This window comes from Rhizobium sp. AP16, assembly GCF_000281735.1.
In the GTDB taxonomy this organism is placed as follows: Bacteria; Pseudomonadota; Alphaproteobacteria; order Rhizobiales; family Rhizobiaceae; genus Rhizobium; species Rhizobium rhizogenes.
Genome location: NZ_AJVM01000004.1, coordinates 23401 through 46468, shown reverse-complemented (window position 1 = coordinate 46468; position 23068 = coordinate 23401). Strand labels below are relative to the sequence as shown.

The following is a 23068-nucleotide window of genomic DNA, read 5'->3' as shown; positions in this document are numbered from 1 at the left end:
GTCGTGCGTTTACGGAGGAGAAGCCTGGGAGGGCTGCTTATGAGTTTGCATCTTGGCTCGGGCGCGATCGCGGCCCGTGCCGGCGTCATTATCGAAACTATGAAATCGATGGAAGGTCCGCTTCTGCCGATCCTGCACGGGATCCAGGAAGAGTTCGGCTACGTGCCGCAGGATACGCTGCCGCTGATCGCCAAGGCATTGAATTTGTCGCGCGCCGAAGTGCACGGCGTCATGACCTTCTATCATGACTATCGCGATCATCCCGCCGGCCGACATGTCCTGAAACTCTGTCGCGCCGAGGCCTGTCAGTCGATGGGCGGCGATCAGCTGGCTGAGCGCGTCAAGCGGCTGCTCGGCATCGATTTTCATCAGACGACGCTTGATGGCAGCGTGACGCTGGAGCCGGTCTACTGTCTCGGGCTCTGTGCCTGTGCGCCTGCGGCGATGCTGGATGGCGAGCTGCATGGCCGACTGGATGACGAGGGTGCGGAAGACCTCGTAAGGGAGGCGCGGCGATGACGGTGAAGATTTACGTTCCCCGCGATGCGGCAGCTCTATCCCTCGGTGCCGAGAAGGTAGCCAAGGCTATCGCGCAGGAGATTGCCAGCCGTGGCCTGGATGCGCAGATTGTGCGCAATGGCTCGCGTGGCATGTTCTGGTTGGAGCCCCTGGTTGAAGTCGAAGTCGGCGGCAAGCGCATCGGCTATGGGCCGGTGAAGGCCAAGGATGTGCGAGCACTGTTCGACGCTGGGCTCGCTGAAGGCGGCGAGCATCCGCTCTGTCTTGGGGAGGTCGAAAGCCTCCCATTCCTCAGGGAACAGACCCGCCTGACCTTTGCCCGCTGCGGCATCACCGATCCCCTTTCGCTGGAAGACTACGAAGCCCATGGCGGCCTCAAGGGCCTGCATCGCGCTGTCGGCATGATATCAGCCGATATCGTCAAAGAGGTTACCGACTCCGGCCTGCGCGGCCGTGGCGGTGCGGGCTTTCCGACCGGCATCAAGTGGAAGACCGTGCTCGATGCGCCGGGAGCGCGCAAATACATCGTCTGCAATGCCGACGAGGGCGATAGCGGTACCTTCGCCGACCGGATGATCATGGAGGGCGATCCCTTCGTGCTGATCGAGGGCATGGCGATCGCTGGCCTTGCGACCGGCGCAACCAAGGGTTTTGTCTATACGCGCTCGGAATATCCGCATGCGATTGCCGCGATGACTGAGGCTGTCGAAATCGCACGCAAGGCCGGTATTCTCGGCGCTTCCGTTCTCGGCTCCGGCAAGGCCTTCGATATCGAGATCCGCACCGGCGCCGGCGCCTATGTCTGCGGCGAGGAGACGGCGCTGCTCAACAGCCTGGAGGGCAAGCGCGGCATCGTGCGCGCCAAGCCGCCGCTGCCGGCGCATAAGGGTCTGTTCGACTGTCCGACCGTCATCAACAATGTCATCTCGCTCGCCTCCGTGCCTGTGATCATGGACAAGGGAGCGACCTTCTATCGGGACTTCGGCATGGGCCGTTCGCGCGGTACGATCCCGTTACAGATCGCCGGCAACGTCAAGCATGGCGGCCTTTATGAGACGGCCTTCGGCCTCTCGCTCGGCGATATCATCGACAAGATTGGCGGCGGCACGGCGAGTGGCCGGCCGGTGAAGGCGGTGCAGGTCGGGGGGCCGCTCGGCGCCTATTTCCCGCGCGCCTTGTTCGACACGCCATTTGACTACGAGTCCTTCGCCGCGAAGGACGGCCTGATTGGCCATGCCGGCATCGTTGTCTTCGACGACACCGCCGACATGCTGAAGCAGGCGCGCTTCGCCATGGAGTTCTGCGCGGTCGAAAGCTGTGGCAAGTGCACGCCCTGCCGCATCGGTTCGACGCGCGGTGTGGAGACAGCCGACAAGATCGCGTGTGGGATCGAGCCGGAAAAGAACCGGGTTCTGCTCGCCGATCTCTGCAACACGATGAAGTTCGGTTCGCTCTGTGCGCTTGGGGGCTTCACGCCCTATCCAGTGATGAGCGCGATGACGCATTTTCCGGAGGATTTCTCTCCGGTCCCTTTGATTGAAGCGGCGGAGTAAGACCATGTCCCTCGTTCCCGAAATCGACTACGGCACGCCTGCCTCCCGCTCCGAAACCATGGTGACGCTGACCGTCGATGGTCGTCCGATCACCGTGCCCGAGGGCACATCGATCATGCGCGCCTCGATGGAAGCCGGCATTCAGGTGCCGAAGCTCTGTGCCACCGACATGGTAGATGCTTTCGGCTCCTGTCGCCTCTGTCTCGTCGAGATCGAAGGCCGCAACGGCACGCCTTCGTCCTGCACGACGCCGGTTTCGCCGGGCATGGTAGTGCACACCCAGACCAACCGGCTGAAGGATATCCGCCGTGGCGTGATGGAGCTCTATATCTCCGACCATCCGCTCGACTGTCTGACCTGCGCCGCCAATGGCGACTGCGAGCTGCAGGACATGGCCGGCGCCGTCGGCCTGCGCGATGTGCGCTATGGCTACGAGGGCGACAATCACGTCAAGGCACGCAATAGCGGCGACATCAATCTGAAATGGATGCCGAAGGACGAGTCCAATCCCTATTTCACCTATGACCCTTCGAAGTGCATCGTCTGCTCGCGTTGCGTGCGCGCCTGCGAAGAGGTGCAGGGGACGTTCGCGCTGACCATCGAAGGCCGCGGTTTCGGTTCGCGTGTGTCGCCCGGCATGCATGAGCATTTCATCGACAGCGAGTGCGTTTCCTGTGGCGCCTGCGTCCAGGCCTGCCCGACGGCGACGCTGACGGAGAAGTCGGTGATCGCGATCGGCCAGCCGGAGCATTCCGTCGTCACCACCTGCGCCTATTGCGGCGTCGGCTGTTCCTTCAAGGCGGAGATGCGCGGCGAGGAGCTGGTCCGAATGGTGCCGTGGAAGGATGGCCAGGCCAATCGCGGCCATTCCTGCGTCAAGGGCCGCTTCGCCTACGGCTATTCGACCCACAAGGACCGCATTCTCAATCCGATGGTGCGCGAGAAGATCACCGACCCCTGGCGCGAAGTCACTTGGGATGAGGCCTTCGCCCATGTTGCCACGGAAATCCGGCGCATCCAGTATCAATATGGCCGCGAATCCGTCGGTGGCATCACCTCGTCGCGCTGCACCAACGAAGAAACCTTCCTGGTGCAGAAGCTGATACGCGCCGGTTTCGGCAACAACAATGTCGATACCTGCGCCCGCGTCTGCCACTCGCCGACCGGCTACGGCCTCGGCCAGGCCTTCGGCACCTCAGCCGGTACGCAGAATTTCGACAGCGTTGAGCATTCCGACGTTGTCATCGTTATCGGCGCCAATCCGACCGATGGCCATCCGGTCTTCGGCTCGCGCCTGAAGAAGCGGCTGCGTCAGGGCGCCAAGCTGATCGTCATCGATCCGCGCCGCATCGATCTGGTGCGTACGCCGCATGTCGAGGCGAGTTATCACCTGCCGCTCAAGCCCGGCACCAATGTCGCCCTGCTGACGGCGCTTGCCCATGTCATCGTCACCGAGGGCCTGTTCGACGAAAAATTCATTCGCGAGCGTTGCGACTGGTCGGAATTCGAGGATTGGGCTGCTTTCGTTGCCGAGCCGCACCATAGCCCGGAAGAGACGGAAAAATTCACCAACGTTCCCGCCGATCTGGTGCGCGGCGCTGCCCGCCTCTTCGCCAAGGGCGGTAATGGCGCGATCTACTACGGTCTTGGGGTCACCGAGCACAGCCAGGGCTCGACCACGGTCATGGCGATCGCCAATCTTGCGATGGTGACCGGCAATATCGGCCGCCCCGGTGTCGGCGTGAACCCGTTGCGCGGCCAGAACAACGTCCAGGGCTCCTGCGATATGGGCTCCTTCCCGCACGAACTACCGGGCTATCGCCATATCTCCGACGATGCGACCCGCGATATCTTCGAAAAGCTCTGGGGCGTGAAGCTCAACAACGAACCGGGCCTGCGCATCCCCAACATGCTCGATGCCGCCGTCGACGGCACGTTCAAGGGCCTCTACATTCAGGGCGAAGACATCCTGCAGTCCGATCCGGACACCAAGCATGTCGCCGCCGGCCTTGCCGCGATGGAATGCGTTATCGTCCACGATCTTTTCCTGAACGAGACGGCCAACTACGCCCATGTGTTCCTGCCCGGCTCGACCTTCCTGGAAAAGGATGGCACCTTCACCAATGCCGAGCGTCGCATCAACCGCGTGCGCAAGGTGATGAGCCCGCGCAACGGCTATGCCGACTGGGAAGTGACGCAGAAGATGGCGCAGGCCATGGGACTTGGCTGGAACTATCAGCATCCCTCCGAAATCATGGATGAAATCGCCGCAACGACGCCGAGCTTTGCCCTGGTCTCCTACGACTATCTGGAGAAGATGGGCTCGGTGCAGTGGCCCTGCAACGAGAAGACGCCATTGGGCTCGCCGATCATGCATGTCGACGGTTTCGTGCGCGGCAAGGGCAAGTTCATCCGCACCGAATATGTCGCGACCGACGAACGCACCGGCCCGCGCTTCCCGCTGCTGCTGACGACCGGGCGTATCCTCAGCCAGTACAATGTCGGCGCGCAGACGCGGCGCACCGAAAATGTCATGTGGCATTCCGAGGACCGGCTGGAGATGCATCCGCACGATGCCGAGCAGCGCGGCATTCGCGAGGGCGACTGGATCAAGCTTGCCAGCCGCTCCGGCGATACGACGCTCAGAGCGCTGATCACCGACCGCGTTGCGCCGGGCGTCGTCTATACGACCTTCCATCATCCCGATACGCAGGCGAATGTCATCACGACCGACTATTCCGACTGGGCAACCAATTGCCCGGAATATAAGGTCACGGCCGTCCAAGTCTCGCCATCGAACGGCCCGTCGCAATGGCAGATCGACTATGACGAACAGGCCCGGCAGTCTCGCCGGATTGTCGAGAAAATGGAGGCTGCGGAGTGAGGATGGATGTGTGGAGAGATACCCCGACAAGCCGATGACCCAATTCAAACCCACCACCACCGTTCCCGAAACCGCGCGCCGCAACGGCGTCGTCCGCTCCGGCTCGCGCATCGTGCCAGAAGAGGTGCCGATCGCCTTTTCCTATGGCGGCTCTTCGCATGCGGTGATGATGGGAACACCTGACGATCTCGAGGATTTCGCCATCGGGTTCAGCCTGACCGAGGGCATCATTACCGATATCGGTCAGATCGCCGCTGTCGAACTGGTCGAAGACGAGCAGGGGATCGATGTGCAGGTCGTCCTGGTCGATGACGTGGCCGATGCGCTGCGTATCCGGCGGCGGCATATGGCCGGGCCGGTCGGCTGCGGCCTTTGCGGCATCGAGTCGATCGAGCAGGCGGTGCGCAAGGTGCCGGATGTTTCTGCCGTCGAACTTACGCTGTCGCACGAGGATATCGTTCGCGCCATCGCGCTACTTAATGACGCGCAGCCTTTGCATCGCGAGACACGCGCCGTGCACGGGGCAGGCTTTTATATTCAGGGGCAGGGGCTGATCGCCGTGCGCGAGGATGTCGGGCGGCACAATGCGCTGGACAAGCTCTGCGGCGCCGTCATTCGCTCCGGTCACAGGGGCGCCGACGGCGTCGTTGCGGTCACCAGCCGGCTGTCGGTCGAGATGGTGCAGAAGGCGGCGATCCTGGGCAGTTCTGTTCTAGTCGCCATCTCCGCGCCGACAGCACTTGCCATCCGCACGGCTGACGAGGCCGGCATGACGCTAGTGGCGCTGGTGCGCGGCGACGATTTCGAGATTTTCACCCATCCGCAGCGCATTACTCCGGGGAGCATCGCCGATGTCGCCTGACGAAACACCACACGGCAAGACCGCGACGAAGCTCGTCTATATGGCCAACCAGATCGCCACCTTCTTCAAGACGCAGCCGGCGCATGAATCGGCGCAGGGTGTCGCGACGCATATCAACAAATTCTGGGAGCCGCGCATGCGGCGTCAGCTTTTCGAGATCATCGATCATGGAGACAGCGACTTGAGCCCTCTCGTCATCGAGGCCTCCGCGCTGATCCACAGACCGGAGCCGGCCAAGCAAGACTGATCCGGCCTTTGTCTTTGATTTTTAAATTCTATTGGATGGAGAGGGAAATCTGTCCGTAGCTGCTGTACAAGGCGGAATTATTGGGGAATTCAGGTCTCTGAAACAAGGAGGGTTGTTCATGGCGACTGCGGAAACGGATATTTCAAGGGGCGCGGCGGCGCCAGGACTGCTCGATCGCGAGCGCATTATCGCCAAGCCTGGCTTCAACCGGTGGCTGGTGCCGCCGGCGGCCCTGGCGATCCATCTTTGCATCGGCATGGCCTATGGCTTCAGCGTCTTCTGGCTGCCGCTGTCGAAGGCGCTCGGCACAACGACGCCGCCTTCGGCTGAATGCGCCAGCCTCAATCTCCTTTCTGCTTTGGTCACGACAAGCTGCGACTGGCGCGTCAGCGATCTCGGCTGGATCTATACGCTGTTCTTCGTGCTGCTCGGCTCCTCCGCCGCCATCTGGGGCGGTTGGCTGGAACGGGCCGGCCCGCGCAAGGCCGGTGTCGTCTCGGCCTGCTGCTGGTGTGGCGGCATCCTGATTGCTGCGGTCGGCGTCATTTATCATCAACTCTGGCTGATGTGGATCGGCGCGGGCGTGATCGGCGGCATCGGGCTTGGCCTCGGCTATATCTCGCCGGTCTCGACGTTGATCAAATGGTTCCCCGACCGGCGCGGCATGGCGACGGGCATGGCGATCATGGGCTTCGGCGGTGGAGCAATGATCGGCGCGCCGCTCGCCAACCTGCTGATGACCAATTTCCGCGTCGATGGTTCGGTCGGCGTCTGGCAGACCTTCATCGTCATGGCAGCGATCTATTTCGTCTTCATGATGGGCGGCGCCTTCGGCTATCGCCTGCCGCCGGCCGGCTGGCGTCCTGAGGGATGGACGCCGCCCGCCGCCAAGAGCACGATGATCACGACCAAGCATGTGCATCTGCGCAACGCCCATAAGACCAAGCAGTTCTGGCTGATTTGGGCGGTACTGTGCCTCAACGTTTCTGCCGGTATCGGCGTCATCGGCATGGCCTCGCCGATGCTGCAGGAAATCTTCGGCGGTGCGCTGATCGGCCTGCCGGATGTGAAGTTCGGCGATCTCAGCAAGGAACAGGTGGCGGCCATCGCAGCGATTGCCGCGGGCTTTGCCGGTCTCTTGTCGCTCTTCAATATCGGCGGTCGCTTCTTCTGGGCATCGCTCTCCGACAAGATCGGCCGCAAGAACACTTACTACTGCTTCTTCCTCATCGGCATTGCGCTTTACCTGCTTGCTCCCTGGGCGGCGGGCATTCACAGCAAGGTCCTGTTCGTCGGCGCCCTCTGCATCATTCTCTCGATGTATGGCGGCGGCTTTGCCACCATCCCGGCCTATCTTGCCGATATCTTCGGCACGCAATTCGTCGGTGCCATCCATGGCCGGCTGCTGACGGCCTGGGCCACGGCCGGGATCGTCGGCCCGGTGGTGGTCAATTACATCCGTGAAGCACAGAAGGCTGCTGGCGTCGAAGGCGCGCAGCTCTATACCTTCACTATGTATATCCTCGCCGGCATGCTGGCGCTGGGCCTGATTGCCAACTCGCTGGTGAGGCCGCTTGCGGACAAGTGGTTCATGTCGGATGAGGAAGTGGCCGCGCTGCAGGCAAAGACTGCCGCCGCCAATGCCGGCCCGACGGGCTCCTTCGGCATCGGCAAGGGCGGGTTCGACGGCAAGGCGCTGATCGCCTGGGCGATCGTCGGCATCCCGTTGCTTTGGGGCGTCTGGGTGACGATCAGAAGCACTTTTGCACTGTTCGGCTGAAACCGGCACGCTACTTGCATGAAAAAAGCCGTCCCGGACGACCGGGGCGGCTTTTTCGTGGGGACTGAAATGAAAAGCAGACGCTCAGGCGGCGAGTTCTTCGGCTTCGCCTTCCTTGAACATCTTGGCAAGGTTCAGGAAGCAGATCATGCCGTTTTCGGTGGCGATGATGCCTTCGCAGTAGGCGCGGTCGAAGGAAGCGGTGACTTCGGGGACGGGCTGGACCTGGTCGGCAGCGATCGTCAGAATGTCGGAGACGCGATCGACCAGCATGCCGATGACCATGTTATGGACTTCAGCCACGACGATGGCGCTGCGTTCATTGGCGACCGTGCTCTCCATGCCCAGCTTGTAGGCGAGATCGATAATTGGGATGACTGAGCCGCGCAGGTTCATGACGCCGATGACATCGGCCGGTGCATGCGGGATCGGCGTCGACGGCGCCCAGCCGCGAATTTCGCGGATCGTGGTGGTCTTGACGCAGAATTCCTGATCGTGAAGCCGGAAGGCAATGATCTCCAGCGTATCGCCGCTGAAGCTGGTGGAATTGATCGTGGCCATGAACATTCTTCCCGTTGACGCATGGCGCCGAATCCGGCGCTCTATTCAGGACGATAGCGTAAGAATGTTGCTCAAACCTAAACCTATGGAAGAGATTTCGGCTCTTTAGTAGTTTAGTTTCTTCTAAAGGTTGAGCTCAGCGCGCCAGGACCTTGTCGATCTGTTCCAGCGCCCAGTCGACCTGATTACGGGTGATGACCAGCGGCGGAGCCAGGCGGATCGTATGGTCGTGAGTGTCCTTGGCGAGCAGGCCGAGGTCCTTCAATTGATAGCAATATTGCCGCGCGCCACCGGCTTCCGGCACCAGTTCCACCGCCAGCATCAGGCCACGCCCGCGAACATCCTTGACGATGTTGGAGCGGATCGAGCGCAGGCCTTCGAGGAAATAATCCCCCATGACGGCGGCATTCTCGATCATGCCTTCTTCGGTGAGAACGCGCAGAGCCGCGCGGGCGACGGCGCAGGCGAGCGGATTGCCGCCAAAGGTGGAGCCGTGTTGTCCGGGTTTCAGCACGCCGAGCACCTCGGAATTGGAGAGGACGGCGGAGACCGGATAGAAGCCGCCCGACAGGGCCTTGCCGATCAGCGTTACGTCGGCTTCGATGCCCTCGTGTTCCTCGGCCAGTAGTTTGCCGGTGCGGCCGAGGCCGGTCTGGATCTCGTCCAGGATGAGCGTGATCTTGTTGGCAGTGCAAAGTTCGCGCAAACGGGTGAAATAACCGGCAGGCGGGATGATGACGCCGGCTTCGCCCTGGATCGGCTCGATCAGCGCCGCAACAGTGTTGCTGTTGATCGCGGCGGCGAAGGCATCGGCGTCGCCGAAGGGCACGACGCGGAAACCCGGCGTATAGGGACCGAAGCCAGCGCGGGCATCCGGATCGGTCGAGAAGCTGATGATGCTCAGCGTCCGGCCATGGAAATTGTCGGCGAAGACGACGATCTCCGCCTGGTTTTCCGGCACGCCTTTGACCTCGTAGCCCCATTTGCGCACCGCCTTGATCGCGGTCTCGACCGCTTCGGCGCCGGAGTTCATCGGCAGGATTTTGTGGGAGCCGGTGAGCGCCGCCAGTTCCTCATAGAGATAGGCGAGCTGGTCGTTGCGGAAGGCGCGGGAGGTGAGCGTCAGCTTGCCGGCCTGCTCGATCATCGCCTCGCGGATCTTCGGGTGGCAATGACCCTGGTTGACCGCCGAATAGGCCGAGAGGCAATCGAGATAGCGCTTGCCGTCCGTATCCCAGACATAGACGCCTTCGCCGCGGGTGAGCACGACGTCGAGCGGCTTGTAGTTATGGGCGCCGAGACGCTGCTCGGTGGCAATCAGATCGGCTGGTGCGCTCATGGTAGCTTCCCCCAGAACTATGCGGCCCTTGTCGGGCGGTCGAAGATGCGTCGGCCGAACAGGCTTGCCGCCATCTCCACCAGGACGCGGGCGCTCTTGCCGCGATCGTCCAGGAAGGGATTGAGCTCGACGAGATCGAGCGATGAGACGAGGCCGCTATCGGACAGCATTTCCATGATCAGATGGGCTTCGCGATAGGTCGCGCCGCCCGGCACCGTCGTTCCGACACCCGGCGCGATGTCCGGATCGATGAAATCGACGTCGAAGCTGACATGCAGCAGGCCGTTGGCGGCGCTGACCGTGTCGAGCACCCGGCGCATGATCGCGGCCACACCCTGTTCGTCGAGCGAGCGCATGTCGAAGACGTTGACGCCGTGCTCGCGGATCTGCTCGCGCTCGTGCGGATCAACGGAGCGGATGCCGACCTGGAAGACCTTCTTCGGATCGACCAGCGGCCGCCCGGCCGGCAGCACATTGGCGATCTCCGCCTGGCCGCAGAAGAACGCGACGGGCATGCCGTGAATATTGCCCGATGGCGATGTCGCCGGCGAATTGAAGTCCGAATGCGCGTCCAGCCAGAGCACGAAGAGTGGCCGGCCGACCTCTGCCGCATGGCGCGCCATGCCGGAAACGCTGCCCATCGAAAGGCTGTGGTCGCCGCCGAGGATCAGCGGGAATCCGCCGGATGAAGCGACGTCATAGACCTTGGCTTCAAGCGCGCGGGTGAAGGCGCCGACGATCTTTAGATGATGCGCTTTCGGATCGTCCGGCAGGTCGGCGGCGGGGGCTGGATGCAGGTCGCCGCTGTCGGTGACGCGATGGTCGAGCTCTGTCAGCATTGTCGCGATGCCGGCAATGCGCAGGGCAGTCGGCCCCATGCTGGCGCCGCGACGGCCGGAGCCTTCCTCAAGCGGAACGCCGATCAGGGTGACGGATGTGGGTTCTACGCTCATCGGCGGCGCTCCAAAGGGTTAGGGCTGTTGATTCGCATTATTGGCTAGGGAGGCGACAGCAAAAAGATGGAAAATTGTCGAAAATCGAGTAGTTTTCGACAGATTGATAAGTTCGTTTTGACAGAATGATAAGTCCATGGATGATCTTGACCGCGACCTCCTGAGTGCATTGCGTCACAACGCCCGCGCTTCCGTCTCTTCGCTTGCGGCCGCGACCGGCACCTCGCGCGCGACCGTTACTTCCCGCATCGAGCGGCTGGTCGACACCGGCACCATCACCGCCTTCACCATCCGAACCGGCCACGAAACCCGCGCCGCCGGCGTCCGCGCCATCGTGCTCATCGAAGTGCTCGGCAAGCTTGCGGACAAGGTCGCCGATCAGCTTCGTGGCCTGCCGCAGGTGAGGGCGCTGCACAGCACCAACGGCAAGTGGGATTTCATCGCCGAACTCGAAGATCGCGACCTTGCCTCCTTCGACGAAACGCTGCGCCGCATCCGGCTCATCAATGGCATCAACACGACGGAGTCTAATATCTTGCTGAAAACGAGCAAGATGGGATTTTAAGTACGAGCCCGCAGCGGTGGTCTGATCATTCGTTCTGAAGCATACTTACTGCGAACGATGCCCGCGCGCATAATCGGTCAGATGGAGCGGCTTGTCCCGAGGTCAACATGTCAATCAATCTTGAAATCCGGCAATATGCCGGCCCGGATCGTCATCGTCACGACTATAGCCAGATTCTGTTTCCCATGCGCGGTTCCATGCTGGTCGATGTCGAAGGGCGGGTCGATGTCGTCTCAAGCAATAGCATGGCGATCATCCCGCAGGACCGCATGCACAATTTCGCACCAAGCGCCGATTGCAGCCTCATGGTCATGGACGTGGAGCTTGGGTCTCTTCCCGATGCGCTTGTTCCATCCGTCTTGAGCGACGCGTCGGCTTTGACGGTCAGGATCGAGCCTTGGCTCTGGCGGCTTTTCAACCAGCTCGGCCGGGAGGTCGAGGCGGATAGGCGTCGCGCCCCGGATGTTGCCCATCTGGCGTTGAGCGGGTTGCAGCTCCTCAAGCAGGAGCCGGCGACGGCTGCTCCATCCCGGAGCCTGGCCGAACGGCGTGTTCTTGACGCGGCCGGCGCGCTAGGAAACGACCTTGGGCAGACCAGCGTGACGAACATGGCGCGCAAGGCCGGTCTTGGGCAAAGCCAGTTCCATGCGCTGTTTCGGGAAACGGTCGGTCAATCGCCGCGGCAATACCAGTTGCGGAAGCTCTTCGACCGTGCCGTCGATCTGCTCGTCAATACATCGCTGCCGATTTCGGAAATCGCCTATGATCTCGGCTATCGAAATGCTTCGTCTTTTAACCGACAGTTCAAGCAGAGATTCGGCCTGACCCCATCGGCCTTCCGCAATGCCGATGCAGATGGCAGGTCCGTTCCGGACTGAAGATCGGAGGTTCGGTCAAGTCATTCGGAGCTTCGCCTCATCACAAGGGTCTCGATTCCTGCGAAATTCCGCCAGACAAACATCTGGCTTCAGGAGACCCGCTTGACCAAACTGACTGATTTCAAGGCTCTCACCTTCGATTGCTACGGTACGCTCATCGATTGGGAGACCGGCCTCTGGAACGCTCTTCAACCGCTCTTGAGCGAAGGCAGGCTGACCATGGACCGTGAGGAGGCGCTCGAACTCTTCGGCAGGCTGGAGATGGAGCAGGAGGTTGAGACGCCGTCGCTGCGGTATTCTTCTCTGCTCGGGGTCGTGCATGCGCGTATGGCCAAATTCTGGGGTGCGCGCGTCTCCTCTGAGATGCATGACCGCTTCGGCATGTCGGTTCCGGACTGGCCGCCTTTTCCGGATTCCGCCGACGCGCTCTGCTATCTGAAGAAGCACTACAAGATCATCATCCTGTCGAATGTCGATCGCACCAGCTTTGCGGCCAGCAATCGGAAGCTGGGGGTGAATTTCGATGCGGTCTACACGGCTGAAGACATCGGGTCCTACAAGCCCGATCCGCGCAATTTCACCTATCTGCTCGATCATTTGCGCGATGATTTTGGTATTGCACCTTCGCAGGTGCTTCACACCGCGCAGAGCCTTCATCACGATCATGTGCCGGCGGCAAAGGCGGGCCTAGCCCGCGCCTGGATCGACCGGCGTTCCGGACGGCCCGGTGGCGGAGCCACGCCGGTGCCGTCGAACATCCCGACGGTGGACTTCGTGTTCAAGAGCCTTGCCGAATTTGTCGATACGCATCGCAGTGCCGTTGGGGCTTGATTAACGTATCTGATAGCCGGAATGCCTGTGAGCAGGCTTTCCGGCCATATCGCCTTAATATTCGTGCTCGTAGACGATGCCTGCTTCGCCCGCGCCATTCGAGCCGGCGGCACCCCGCAGCTTCACTCCGCGTCCGACGTCGAGATTGATAATCGCCTTGGTGTTGTTGGAGGAGCCCTGCTGCAGTTCGATATAGGTGCGCTTGTTCAGGTACTTGCCGGCGCCGACCTGCGCCTGGCCGTTCGAATCCGTGGAGATGTCGAGATCGTCGACGCCGAGATGGCTGCGCAGACCGTCGAACAGCGAGGTGGAGCGGCCGCCGGCGAGCTGGCTGGCGGCATCGGCGAGCTGGGCGATCTGCATCGCCGACAGCTTCGACATCGACTGGCCGAAAATCAGCTGTGCCATCACCTCGTCCTGCGGCAGGGCGGGCGAGGAGGAAAAGCCGATCTGCGGGTCGGTCGCCAGGCCCGTGACATCCACGGTGATGGTGGTGGAGCTCACCGACGAAGTGGCTTCCATATTGAGCGCCGGCGTCAGGTCGCCGCCGAAGGTGATCTTGCTGGTGTCGGTAAAATCCAGACGGCGGCTGAGGATGGTCAGGCGACCGCGCCGCATGGTGAAGCCGCCGGAGACGACTGGATTTGCCGCCGTGCCGCGAACCGTGATGCTGCCGCCAAGTTCAGCGTCGATGCCGCGGCCGCGCACGAAGATCTGTGACGGCGCGTCGATTTGCATCTCGATGCCGAGGCTGGTGGATTTGCTGCTCGGCGCCTGTGGCTTTTGATCCTTGAACTGGGCGGTAACCGCGGCCGGCGCATTCTTGTGCTTGATGTTGATCTCGGAGAGCGAGGCCGGCAGCTTTTCCGGCACGGTGATCGACGCCTTGTTGAGCTTCAGGTTGCCGGTCAGCACTGGCGCGGTCATCAGCGGTCCCTTGATGCCGAGCGTGCCGTTGACGGTTGCCGTCACCAGCGTACCGTCGACATAGGTGGCATTGTTGAATTTCAGCTGGATATCGGCGGGAAAGCCGCTATCCGCGACGATGCCCACCGTGCCGCTCGCCGAGACGCTGCCGCCGCTCGCGAGATTGCCGTTGAGGCGTGAAATCACCGCCTGCTTGCCGTCAAGCGTGACGGTAACCGCAAGGCCGTTGAGCGTGAGGTTGCGGCGGACATCGACAAGCCGGCTGCCATCGGTGGTGATCGTGCCGGTAACAGCGGGGGCGGCGGTCGTGCCGCCGATCTGCAGGTCGATCTTCGCCGTGCCGGTCATCACCAGGCCCTGTGCCGCGAGCTGGCCGGCGAGCGCGTCGAAGGGCAGGTTGCCGGAAAATTTCATCGCCAGCGCCTTGCTGCCGGCAACGGCGACCGTGCCGCCTCCGTTCAGCGCCAGGCCGCTCTGGCCGGTCAGGTTGGTGTCTATGGTGACGACGTTATCGGCAAATTTGCCGTTCGCCTTGATGCCTAGGGGGCCGAGCCCGGCCGATTTCGTCTGGCTGGTGGCAGCCCCTGACCAATTGGTCTGAAAGCCGACGACAGGGGAAGCCGGCTTGCCGGTGACGGTCACTGTGCCGGAGATCGCGCCTTCGGCGGCAAGCGTCGGGGCGAAGACATTGGCGAGGCTGGCGGGCAGGTTGTCGATCTTGGCGTTGATGTTCAGCGCCTGGCCCGCGGTGCCATCGACGACCACGGAGCCGCCGCCGGTCTGGATGGTCAGGCCGTTCAGCGCGACCGTGCCGTCCTTGATGGTGATCTTGGTGGGCGAGGCGAGCTTTACCGGAATGGTGCGTGGTGCACCCGCGAAATTGTCGAGGCTGACGACCGTCTGGCCGCCGCCGGTCTCGACATTGCCGCTGGCGGTGAGCGGCGCGTTGTCATAGGTCGATTTGAGATCGAACACCGTGCGGCTGCCCTGCTGCGTGAAGGTCAGGCCGAGATCGGCGATGCGATTGGCGCCGGATGCGATGGCACCGGCGCGGATGCTGCCGTTGGCGGAAAAGGATTTCAGGTCATCGACCGTCAGGGCGATGGCCGGTTTGTCGATGACGAGATCGTCACGGCGGATACCGCCGCCGGTGGCATCCACCTTCAAGCCGATCTTGCCATTGGCGTTGGAAAGATCGAGCGTACCCTTCAGGTCGCCGGCGGCCTTTTGTCCGGCGAGGGCGGCGATGAGGCTGAGATCGGGAAGATCGAAGGTCAGCGCGCCGGTCGGTTCGAAACTCGGCGAGAAATCCAGCTTGCCCTGCAGCTTGTTGGGGCCGATCTCGACGGCAAGCGCCGGAATGCTGGTGCGGCCACCTTGCGAGGCGGCGTTGGCGGTGATGCTGATCGGCTTGCCGTCGATGGCGCCGTTCGCCTGCACATTCGCCTGCGGGGCATTCGGATCGGCGGTTCCGGTTAGCGCGACGTCGAGCGTGTCCAGCAATCGCCCGGCAAGCTTGACGTTGACGGCCTTCACCGTCGCGTCGATGCCGAGTGCTGTTAGCGGACCCTTGGTCTTGAGGCCGATATCCGCCTGTCCCTCGGCATTCGGGATCAGCTTGGAGAGGTCGAGCAGCTTGGCTGTCAGGTTCGACGCCAGCGTCTGGCCGTCGAGCGTGGCATTGCCGTTGATTTCGCCGATATTCGATTTCACCGCCAGATTGGAGAGGTTGATCTTCGTCGGCACGGTGCCGGCGACCTGGCCTTCCAGCGAAATCGTTCCCTCGAACTTGTTCGATACGCCATCCGGCAGCACGGCGGGCAGCGCGAAGAGCTTGAAGTTGCCGGTCAGCGCCTTCGACGACAGCGTATACTTGCCGTTGACCGTGCCGCCGATGCTGGCGCTTTCCAGCGTCGTGTTGTTGAAGCCGATCGTGTCGGGCGAGATCTGCAGCGGCGCAGTCAGCGAAATCGGTGCGCGGATCAGACGGTTGAGATCGGGGCTGACGAATGCGGTCTGACCGACCACGAGGCGAAGCTGCAGCGGGCCGGACGCGGTGGCCAGGTTGAAGGCGTCGCTTTGGGCGCTGAGATTTATCTGGCCGATCTGGCCCTGTGGCGCGCTGGCGCTTTCGAGTGAGGCCTTGGCATCGATCTTCGCCGATTGCGAGGCGCCCGTCAGCGCGAGATCGGCGCGCGAGATCATCGCCCGCAGCTCACCGTTTTCCATCGGCCAGCGGAAATCGACCGGACCCGACGTGCCGAGCAGGTTGGCGTTGAGGCTGTTGTTGCCCGAGGGATCGAGCGTGCCAGAGGCAGCGATGACGACGCTGCCGGTGGCGAGATTGCCGGTCTGGATATCGATCTTGCCCTTGCCGTCGAAGGTGGCGGAAAGGTCGATCGTCGTCTGGCCGGCAAACAGCGGGCGCAAGGTCGGTGGCAGCAGAGAATCGACGTCGCCGCCTCCCTTGACGTCAATATGATGCAGCCCGTCCGCCGACATGGTGTGCTGGCCGTTGATCGAGACCGTCGGCTTGTCGTCGAGTGCCGCCTGCAGCTTGCCGGCCCAGTTGGACAGCGGCCCCTCGCCGGAGAGATTGATGTCGATCGCCGGGCCACCCGGCAGATGCAGCAGTCCGGCGAGCAAGCCGTCGCGCGGTTCGGCGACGTCGGCCTTCAGGTTCAGCCGGTTTTCGGCCGGCGCGAAGGAGATATTGGTCGAGAGCTTGGCGTCAGGAACATCCTGGCGATTGGCATTGAGGACGAGATCGATGCTGTTGTTGTTCGCCTTGACGCTGCCATTGGCCACAAGGGCGAAATCCTGGCCGGCGACGGCTTGGCTTATGCGCAGATCCGGCAGGGCGATGGCGCCGATATCGACGGCGATGGGCAGCGAGAAGCCGCTGCTTTCACTCGTCGCGGCCTGAGGTTCCGCTTTCACCGTCGACACTGGCAGGCGCTGAAGGTCCACGACGTCCGCGGCGACGCGATCCGCATGGAACGTGCCCGTCAGCAGCGAGATCGGTGACCAGTCGATGGCCAGATTCTGCACTTTCGCAACGGTGCCCTTGGTATCGGTAACGGTGATTGCGCCGACCCGGAGGCTGCCGGTCAGAAGTCCGGACGGCTGGGCAATCGTGATGGTGCGGTCCGGTGTCGAAACGAGCTTTGCCACCCGGTTCACGGCATAGCCGGTTGCGCCGGGCACGAAGCCGACGACGAGTACGGCGATAATGGCCAGCACGAGAATCGCCACGACGACATAGCCGACGAAGCGCAACAATCTCCCGAAAATTCGAATCAACATGCTCATGAGAGCGACAGTAACCTCAATTTTGTAACCGCGTGCTGAACTGATCTCCGATCATACGGCTGGTCAGAAGGATTGGCCGATGCCGGCGTAGATGCCATATGCCGTACCGTCAGGATATTTCTTCAGGGGAACGGCGACATCGAGCCTGATGGGGCCGAAGGGCGTAGCGTAGCGCACACCGACGCCCGCGCCAATGCGAAGATCGGAAAAGTCGGGAAACGCGCTGTCGGTGACGCTGCCCATGTCGACGAAGGGCACGATGCCGATCGTATCGGTGATCTTGATGCGAGCTTCGAAAGAGGCGGTGCCATAGGAGCGGCCGCCGAGCGCATCGCCATTGGAGTTGTAGGGCGTGATTTCCTGATAGGCATAGCCGCGCACAGAGCCCCCGCCGCCGGCATAGAAGCGCCGGGTGGCCGGAATGTCCTCGATGCTGTTGGCTCCAAGCAGCGAGCCGAGGGCAAGCTTGCCGGCGAAGACGACATTGTTGTTGGCGCCGACGCTCTGATAGCCGGAGATCGAGCCCTCGAAGGAGCTGAACACCGCACTGCCCATCGCTTCATAGCTCGGCTTGGCGCTGATCGAGGCGCGGTAGCCCTCGGTCGGGTCCAGCTTGTTATCGCGCGTGTCCCTGATGTATTCGAGCGGGATGGCCACCGTCAGATAGTTTTGATCACCATAGGCGTCGGTGCTGTCCTGCTCATAGGAGATTTCGCCGCCAGCGGAGACTGTATCCTGATCGGACAGCTCGTAGGCAAGCCCGGCGCTCACGGTGGCGGTATCGGCATCGTAGGCGTCTGGATGAAGGCTTTGCATCTTCAGGCCGGTGGTGAAAGTCGCCGAGGGATAAAGGGTTGCAGGCCTCACGTAGGTAATGCCGGCGCTATAGTCGAGCTGGCCGACATCGGTGGTTTCGCCGAGCCGGGAGACCGCTCCCTCGATGCGCAGCGAATCCGCCCGGCCGGTCAGGTTGCGGTGGCCCCAGTAGCCCTGCAGGCCGAAGCCGTCGATGGTGGAATATTGCGCGCCGACCCCGAAATAGCGCTGCTTGCCTTCCGACACTTCGATGGTCATCGGGATGCTGCCGTCCGGCGCCAGCTTTTCGGCCTCGCGGATGGTGACGCTGGAAAAGACGCCGAGCTTGCGCAGACGGTCGGAGGCTTTCTTCAACTCGTCCGGGGAATAGGGCTTGCCCTCGTTGATGCGGGCATAGCGCTTGATGAAATCCGGATCGACCGACTTCTGGCCAGTAACGCCGACATTGCCAAAGGGTGCGATCGGGCCGCTATCGACCTTCAGGGTCACCTCGACCGTGCGGGCCGCGTGATCGGCGACGACGTCGCGCCTCTCCAGCTTGGCGAGTGGGTGGCCCTCATTCTTGAGGTCGGCGACGATCTTGTCGCCCGCCTTGATGATGGTCAGCGAGCCGGCATCACCGCCGGGGACGAGCCCGTATTGCGCGACGTTGCGGTCGGCCGCGTCGCCCAGCAGATTGACCTTGCCGAGCTTGAAGAGCGGGCCGGGATCGACGCTGACGGTTACGGCTACGGGCGTCGAGCGGCTGAAGGTCGGGTTCGGCGGCAGCGCATCCAGATTGGTGCCGTTGACGGTGATGGTGACCACCGCGCCATAACGGGCTTTTTCATAAAGGGTGGCGATCAGCCGGTCGCGGTCGTCGCGCGCCTTGATGACGACGCCGAGATCACCGGAAACCGGCTTCTTCTTGTCAGTGACCAGCATCGACGTGTCGGTCAGGGATTTCTTGAGGTCTTTGTCGAGATTGTCGGCCTTCAGATCGACGGTATAGCGGACGGGATCGGAAACCTGATCCGTCGTCTCGTCCTCGCCCCAGAGGGTCATGCCGAACAGCTTGAAAGCAAAGGCGTTTTTGGCACAGAGCGGGGCGAGCGCAAGTGTTGCCGCAACCGCCATTACGGTGCCTGCTCGCCGATACGCAATACTCTTTCTCGGGCCAGTTCTTTTACGCATACGCCGCTTTACGGTTATGTGAGAACTTACTCAGTTTGGTGTTTCCCCGGGGTTAACGCGGGGGCACCATAGAGACAAAAGCGTCCCGCGTGTACCTTTTTAGACATGAAAACTTACAAAAGGCGGCCGTAAAAATGAAAAATCCCGGATTTCCGTCCGGGACTTAGGGTCATTGTGGCTGTTTCCACAGGGCAGTTGTTACCCGTCATTTTCCGCCGGTAAAGAGGAGGTTGCTGCGTCCCTGATGCTCTTAATCCATGAGGCTGAAATCAAAAAATCCCGGGCTTTGGGCCCGGGACCTTGGTCATTTCTATTGGCTGTGGATCAGTAGCCGCTGTTGTAGCCGCCGTAACCGCCACGATAGCCACCATCATCACGGTAGCCGCCGCGTGGGCAATTATCGATGTAACGACGGCCATAGCGGTCGCGGTAGTAGCACTGGCCGGGCTGTTCGGCGACGCTGCCGATGACAGCGCCGGAAACGCCACCGATCGCGGCGCCGACGGCTGCGCCGCGGACGTTGCCGGTCACCGCGCCGCCGATGATGGCGCCGGATGCCGCGCCGATGCCGGCGCCTTGTTCAGTCGGGGTGCAGCTTGCGATCGACAAGCCGACCAATGCGAGCATAAGAACTTTCTTCATTCACTCTCTCCAACGTTAGTTAAGCCGGACCCCCGGCCAACGTCGTCCCATTCTTCAGCTCCACCACGATGGGCTGTCCTTACAGTCCTGCAGCTACGAAGAAATATCGCGTAAAATATGATTGTCCATTGGGCATCTTTATTTTCTTTAATGCTAAACTAGCTGAATCTACAATAGGTAGGCGGAATAAATTGCGCGAGGGAAAATCCACGCCTCTTCTAAAGTAGAGGTTGATCGTACTTCAAAAAAGTCAAATGATGGGAATTGCCTCTGGAGGAGAGGCGTGGAGGAAAATATGGCAAAGGTGACTTTGACGGTGAACGGCCGGACGGTCGGCGGCGAGTGCGAGGAGCGCACGCTGCTTGTCCATTTCATCCGGGAAAAGCTTGGCCTGACGGGAACCCATGTCGGCTGTGACACCAGCCAGTGCGGCGCCTGTGTGGTTCACATGGACGGAAAATCGGTCAAGAGCTGTTCGATCCTCGCCGTGCAGGCGTCCGGCTCGGCGATCACGACCATCGAGGGCCTGGCCGCCAATGGCGAGCTGCATCCCGTTCAGGCCGCCTTCAAGGAACATCATGGCCTGCAATGCGGCTTCTGTACGCCGGGCATGGTGATGACGGCGGTCGACATGATCAATCGTCACGGCGGCTCGCTGGACGAAAAGACGGTGCGGGCCGAGCTGGAAGGCAATATCTGTCGTTGCACCGGCTATCACAATATCGTCCAGGCGGTCCTTGCCGCCAATGCCGAAATGCACGCCGCCAAGCAGGCGGCCGAGTAAGATTTCACCGAGACTGTCTGGCGAACGCCAATGGCTGTTATCTTGGCGGATTGTCGGGCCCGGAACCCCAATGGGAGGATATCATGGGCGTTGAAGGCATTGGTGCGCGCGTTACGCGCAAGGAAGACAAACGATTTCTGACAGGCAAGGGGCGCTACACCGACGACATGGTGACGCCGGGCATGAAATACGCCTATTTCGTCCGCAGCCCGCACGCGCACGCGAAGATTACCGGCCTCGACATGTCGGCGGCGCTGGCCATGCCGGGCGTAATCGGGGTGCTGGACGGTAAGCAATTGCTTGCCGATGGCATCGGCAACCTGATCTGCGGCTGGATGATCCATTCCAAGGATGGCTCGCCGATGAAGATGGGTGCATGGCGGCCGCTGGCGGTCGATACCGTGCGTTATGTCGGCGATGCCGTGGCGATCGTGGTTGCCGACAGCCTGGGCGAGGCTCGCGACGCGGCCGAGGCCGTCGTGGTGGATTATGACGAGCTTCCCGCCGTCGTCGAGGCGGTCGAGGCGCTGAAGCCCGATGCGCCGCAGATTCATCCCGAGGCGCCAAGCAACTTGATCTTCGACTGGGAGATTGGCGATGGCGCCGCGACCGACAGTGCGATTGCCGCTGCGGCGCATGTCACCGAGATCGAGATCCATAACAACCGGCTGTCGCCGAACGCGATGGAGCCGCGCGCAACGCTCGGCATCTACGATTCCGCCGAGGATCACTATACCTGCTACACCACCAGCCAGAACCCGCATGTGGCGCGGCTGGTGATGAGCGCCTTCTACAATGTCGCGCCGGAAAACAAGCTGCGGGTGATCGCGCCCGATGTCGGCGGCGGCTTCGGCTCGAAGATCTATATCTATCCGGAAGAGATCGTCTGTCTCTGGGCCTCGAAGAAAACCGGCGTGCCCGTCAAATGGACGGCCGACCGCACCGAGGCTTTCCTCACCGATGCCCATGGCCGCGACCATGTCTCCAAGGTCAAGATGGCCTTCGATGCCGAACACCGGATCATCGGCTTGAAGGTCGACACCATCGCCAATCTCGGCGCCTATATGTCGCTGTTTTCCTCGGCGGTGCCGACCTATCTCTACGCGACGCTGCTGTCGGGCCAGTATGCGATCCCGGCGATCCACGCCAATGTCCGCACCGTCTATACCAATACGGTGCCGGTCGACGCCTATCGCGGTGCTGGACGGCCGGAAGCGACCTACCTCCTGGAACGCACGATGGAAACGGCGGCGCGTGAGCTTGGCATTTCGCCGGCGGAGTTGCGGCGCGCCAATTTCATCCGCTCTTTCCCCTATCAGACGCAGGTGATCATGAATTATGACGCCGGCGACTACGAGGCGTCGCTGAATGCCGCCATGCAGCAGGCGGACTGGAGCAACTTTCCTGCCCGCAAGGTGGATGCGGCGGCGCGCGGCATGAAGCGCGGCATCGGTATGAGCTGTTATATCGAAGCCTGCGGCATCGCGCCGTCCCAGGCGGTCGGTTCGCTCGGCGCCGGCGTGGGTCTCTGGGAATCGGCCGAGGTGCGCGTCAATGCAGTCGGCACCATCGAAGTGCTGACTGGCTCACACAGCCATGGCCAGGGACATGAGACTACCTTCGCGCAGCTCGTCGCCGACCGGCTCGGCGTGCCGATCGACAGCATCTCCATTGTCCATGGCGATACTGACAAGGTGCAGATGGGCATGGGCACCTACGGCTCGCGCTCCGGCGCCGTCGGCATGTCCGCCGTGGTCAAGGCGCTCGACAAGGTGGAGGCCAAGGCAAAGAAGATCGCCGCCCATCTGATGGAAGCCGACGAAAGCGATATCGTCATCGAGAACGGCGAGGTGAAGGTCGCCGGCACCGACAAGTCGCTGCCGTGGTTTCAGGTAGCGCTGTCGGCCTATACCGCGCACAACCTGCCTGCCGGCATGGAGCCGGGCCTGAAGGAAACCGCCTTTTACGATCCGGCGAACTTTACCTTCCCGGCCGGCTGCTACATCTGCGAAGTCGAGGTCGATCCGGAAACAGGCAAGACCGAGATCATCCAGTTCGTCGCCGCCGACGATTTCGGCAATATCATCAATCCGATGATCGTCGAGGGACAGGTGCATGGCGGTATCGCGCAGGGGATCGGCCAGGCATTGCTCGAGGGCGTGCATTACGACGAGAACGGCCAATTGCTGACGGCAAGCTTCATGGATTACACCATGCCGCGTGCCGACGATCTGCCGTCCTTCAAACTGTCGCATCAGAGCACGCCTTGCCCGAGCAATCCGCTGGGGATCAAGGGCTGCGGCGAGGCCGGCGCCATTGGTTCACCTCCGGCTTTGATCAACGCCATCACCGATGCGATCGGTAACAACACGCTTACCATGCCGGCCACACCGCTGAAGGTATGGGAAGCCACCCGGGCCGTGGCCTGAGAAGAGGAGGAGA

General features: G+C 62.0%; 17 protein-coding genes. 11 read left to right on the top strand and 6 right to left on the bottom strand.

Annotated features, from left to right (window positions below):
* The first annotated feature begins 39 nt into the window (after positions 1-39).
* The 6 genes from PMI03_RS03920 (at position 40) to PMI03_RS03895 (ending at position 7845) form a co-directional block, all read left to right on the top strand.
* The gene (locus PMI03_RS03920) at positions 40-519 is read left to right on the top strand and encodes a formate dehydrogenase subunit gamma (protein ID WP_007690086.1); all 480 of its coding nucleotides are present in this window, start codon (positions 40-42) and stop codon (positions 517-519) included.
* Entirely contained in the window at positions 516-2072 is a 1557-nt protein-coding gene (locus tag PMI03_RS03915; protein ID WP_007690085.1) for an NADH-quinone oxidoreductase subunit NuoF, read from the top strand. Before PMI03_RS03920 ends, PMI03_RS03915 begins: the two co-directional genes overlap by 4 nt.
* 4 nt (positions 2073-2076) lie before the next feature.
* Complete coding sequence (gene fdhF / locus PMI03_RS03910; protein ID WP_007690084.1) at positions 2077-4956, top strand: formate dehydrogenase subunit alpha; 2880 nt, start codon at positions 2077-2079, stop codon at positions 4954-4956.
* A 34-nt stretch (positions 4957-4990) separates the two neighbouring features.
* Complete coding sequence (gene fdhD / locus PMI03_RS03905; protein ID WP_039973615.1) at positions 4991-5818, top strand: formate dehydrogenase accessory sulfurtransferase FdhD; 828 nt, start codon at positions 4991-4993, stop codon at positions 5816-5818.
* Entirely contained in the window at positions 5808-6065 is a 258-nt protein-coding gene (locus PMI03_RS03900; protein WP_007690081.1) for a formate dehydrogenase subunit delta, read from the top strand. The genes fdhD and PMI03_RS03900 overlap by 11 nt, the downstream gene beginning before the upstream one ends.
* A gap of 118 nt (positions 6066-6183) precedes the next feature.
* The gene (locus tag PMI03_RS03895; RefSeq protein ID WP_007690072.1) at positions 6184-7845 is read left to right on the top strand and encodes an OFA family MFS transporter; all 1662 of its coding nucleotides are present in this window, start codon (positions 6184-6186) and stop codon (positions 7843-7845) included.
* 84 nt (positions 7846-7929) lie between these two features.
* On the opposite strand, the gene PMI03_RS03890 is transcribed toward PMI03_RS03895, so the two are convergent.
* The 3 genes from PMI03_RS03890 to rocF all read right to left on the bottom strand — a co-directional run bounded on the left by PMI03_RS03890 (position 7930) and on the right by rocF (position 10698).
* Complete coding sequence (locus PMI03_RS03890) at positions 7930-8406, bottom strand: chemotaxis protein CheW (protein ID WP_007690066.1); 477 nt, start codon at positions 8404-8406, stop codon at positions 7930-7932.
* 136 nt (positions 8407-8542) lie between these two features.
* Positions 8543-9745, bottom strand: a complete 1203-nt coding sequence (gene rocD / locus PMI03_RS03885; RefSeq protein WP_007690064.1) for an ornithine--oxo-acid transaminase — start codon at positions 9743-9745, stop codon at positions 8543-8545.
* 17 nt (positions 9746-9762) lie between these two features.
* Positions 9763-10698 (bottom strand): arginase, encoded by a 936-nt coding sequence (rocF, locus tag PMI03_RS03880; RefSeq protein ID WP_007690062.1) that lies wholly within the window; start codon positions 10696-10698, stop codon positions 9763-9765.
* Between the two features lie 136 nt (positions 10699-10834).
* On the opposite strand from rocF, the gene PMI03_RS03875 reads away from it, so the two are divergent.
* The 3 genes from PMI03_RS03875 to PMI03_RS03865 all read left to right on the top strand — a co-directional run bounded on the left by PMI03_RS03875 (position 10835) and on the right by PMI03_RS03865 (position 12972).
* Positions 10835-11263: an Lrp/AsnC family transcriptional regulator gene (locus PMI03_RS03875; RefSeq protein ID WP_007690060.1), complete on the top strand. Its 429-nt coding sequence runs from the start codon at positions 10835-10837 to the stop codon at positions 11261-11263.
* Between the two features lie 107 nt (positions 11264-11370).
* Positions 11371-12141 (top strand): AraC family transcriptional regulator, encoded by a 771-nt coding sequence (locus PMI03_RS03870; RefSeq protein ID WP_007690058.1) that lies wholly within the window; start codon positions 11371-11373, stop codon positions 12139-12141.
* Between the two features lie 102 nt (positions 12142-12243).
* On the top strand, positions 12244-12972 hold the full coding sequence (locus PMI03_RS03865) for a haloacid dehalogenase type II (protein ID WP_007690056.1): 729 nt from the start codon (positions 12244-12246) through the stop codon (positions 12970-12972).
* A 54-nt stretch (positions 12973-13026) separates the two neighbouring features.
* Here the strand turns inward: PMI03_RS03865 and PMI03_RS03860 are convergent, their stop codons facing one another.
* The 3 genes from PMI03_RS03860 to PMI03_RS03850 all read right to left on the bottom strand — a co-directional run bounded on the left by PMI03_RS03860 (position 13027) and on the right by PMI03_RS03850 (position 19842).
* Positions 13027-17211, bottom strand: a complete 4185-nt coding sequence (locus PMI03_RS03860; protein WP_007690054.1) for a translocation/assembly module TamB domain-containing protein — start codon at positions 17209-17211, stop codon at positions 13027-13029.
* Positions 17212-17274: 63 nt separating this feature from the next.
* Complete coding sequence (locus tag PMI03_RS03855; protein ID WP_007690051.1) at positions 17275-19143, bottom strand: autotransporter assembly complex family protein; 1869 nt, start codon at positions 19141-19143, stop codon at positions 17275-17277.
* A 381-nt stretch (positions 19144-19524) separates the two neighbouring features.
* Complete coding sequence (locus tag PMI03_RS03850; protein WP_007690049.1) at positions 19525-19842, bottom strand: YMGG-like glycine zipper-containing protein; 318 nt, start codon at positions 19840-19842, stop codon at positions 19525-19527.
* A 295-nt stretch (positions 19843-20137) separates the two neighbouring features.
* On the opposite strand from PMI03_RS03850, the gene PMI03_RS03845 reads away from it, so the two are divergent.
* Positions 20138-20626, top strand: coding sequence for a (2Fe-2S)-binding protein (locus PMI03_RS03845; protein WP_007690047.1), 489 nt, complete (start codon positions 20138-20140; stop codon positions 20624-20626).
* Positions 20627-20709: 83 nt separating this feature from the next.
* On the top strand, positions 20710-23055 hold the full coding sequence (locus PMI03_RS03840; protein ID WP_007690045.1) for a xanthine dehydrogenase family protein molybdopterin-binding subunit: 2346 nt from the start codon (positions 20710-20712) through the stop codon (positions 23053-23055).
* Positions 23056-23068: the final 13 nt, after the last annotated feature.

Coding starts and splice junctions, on each gene's coding strand:
- PMI03_RS03920 (WP_007690086.1), top strand. CDS start 40: ATGAGTTTGCATCTTGGCTCGGGCGCGATCGCGGCCCGTGCCGGCGTC.
- PMI03_RS03915 (WP_007690085.1), top strand. CDS start 516: ATGACGGTGAAGATTTACGTTCCCCGCGATGCGGCAGCTCTATCCCTC.
- fdhF (WP_007690084.1), top strand. CDS start 2,077: ATGTCCCTCGTTCCCGAAATCGACTACGGCACGCCTGCCTCCCGCTCC.
- fdhD (WP_039973615.1), top strand. CDS start 4,991: ATGACCCAATTCAAACCCACCACCACCGTTCCCGAAACCGCGCGCCGC.
- PMI03_RS03900 (WP_007690081.1), top strand. CDS start 5,808: ATGTCGCCTGACGAAACACCACACGGCAAGACCGCGACGAAGCTCGTC.
- PMI03_RS03895 (WP_007690072.1), top strand. CDS start 6,184: ATGGCGACTGCGGAAACGGATATTTCAAGGGGCGCGGCGGCGCCAGGA.
- PMI03_RS03890 (WP_007690066.1), bottom strand. CDS start 8,406: ATGGCCACGATCAATTCCACCAGCTTCAGCGGCGATACGCTGGAGATC.
- rocD (WP_007690064.1), bottom strand. CDS start 9,745: ATGAGCGCACCAGCCGATCTGATTGCCACCGAGCAGCGTCTCGGCGCC.
- rocF (WP_007690062.1), bottom strand. CDS start 10,698: ATGAGCGTAGAACCCACATCCGTCACCCTGATCGGCGTTCCGCTTGAG.
- PMI03_RS03875 (WP_007690060.1), top strand. CDS start 10,835: ATGGATGATCTTGACCGCGACCTCCTGAGTGCATTGCGTCACAACGCC.
- PMI03_RS03870 (WP_007690058.1), top strand. CDS start 11,371: ATGTCAATCAATCTTGAAATCCGGCAATATGCCGGCCCGGATCGTCAT.
- PMI03_RS03860 (WP_007690054.1), bottom strand. CDS start 17,211: ATGAGCATGTTGATTCGAATTTTCGGGAGATTGTTGCGCTTCGTCGGC.
- PMI03_RS03855 (WP_007690051.1), bottom strand. CDS start 19,143: ATGGCGGTTGCGGCAACACTTGCGCTCGCCCCGCTCTGTGCCAAAAAC.
- PMI03_RS03850 (WP_007690049.1), bottom strand. CDS start 19,842: ATGAAGAAAGTTCTTATGCTCGCATTGGTCGGCTTGTCGATCGCAAGC.
- PMI03_RS03845 (WP_007690047.1), top strand. CDS start 20,138: ATGGCAAAGGTGACTTTGACGGTGAACGGCCGGACGGTCGGCGGCGAG.
- PMI03_RS03840 (WP_007690045.1), top strand. CDS start 20,710: ATGGGCGTTGAAGGCATTGGTGCGCGCGTTACGCGCAAGGAAGACAAA.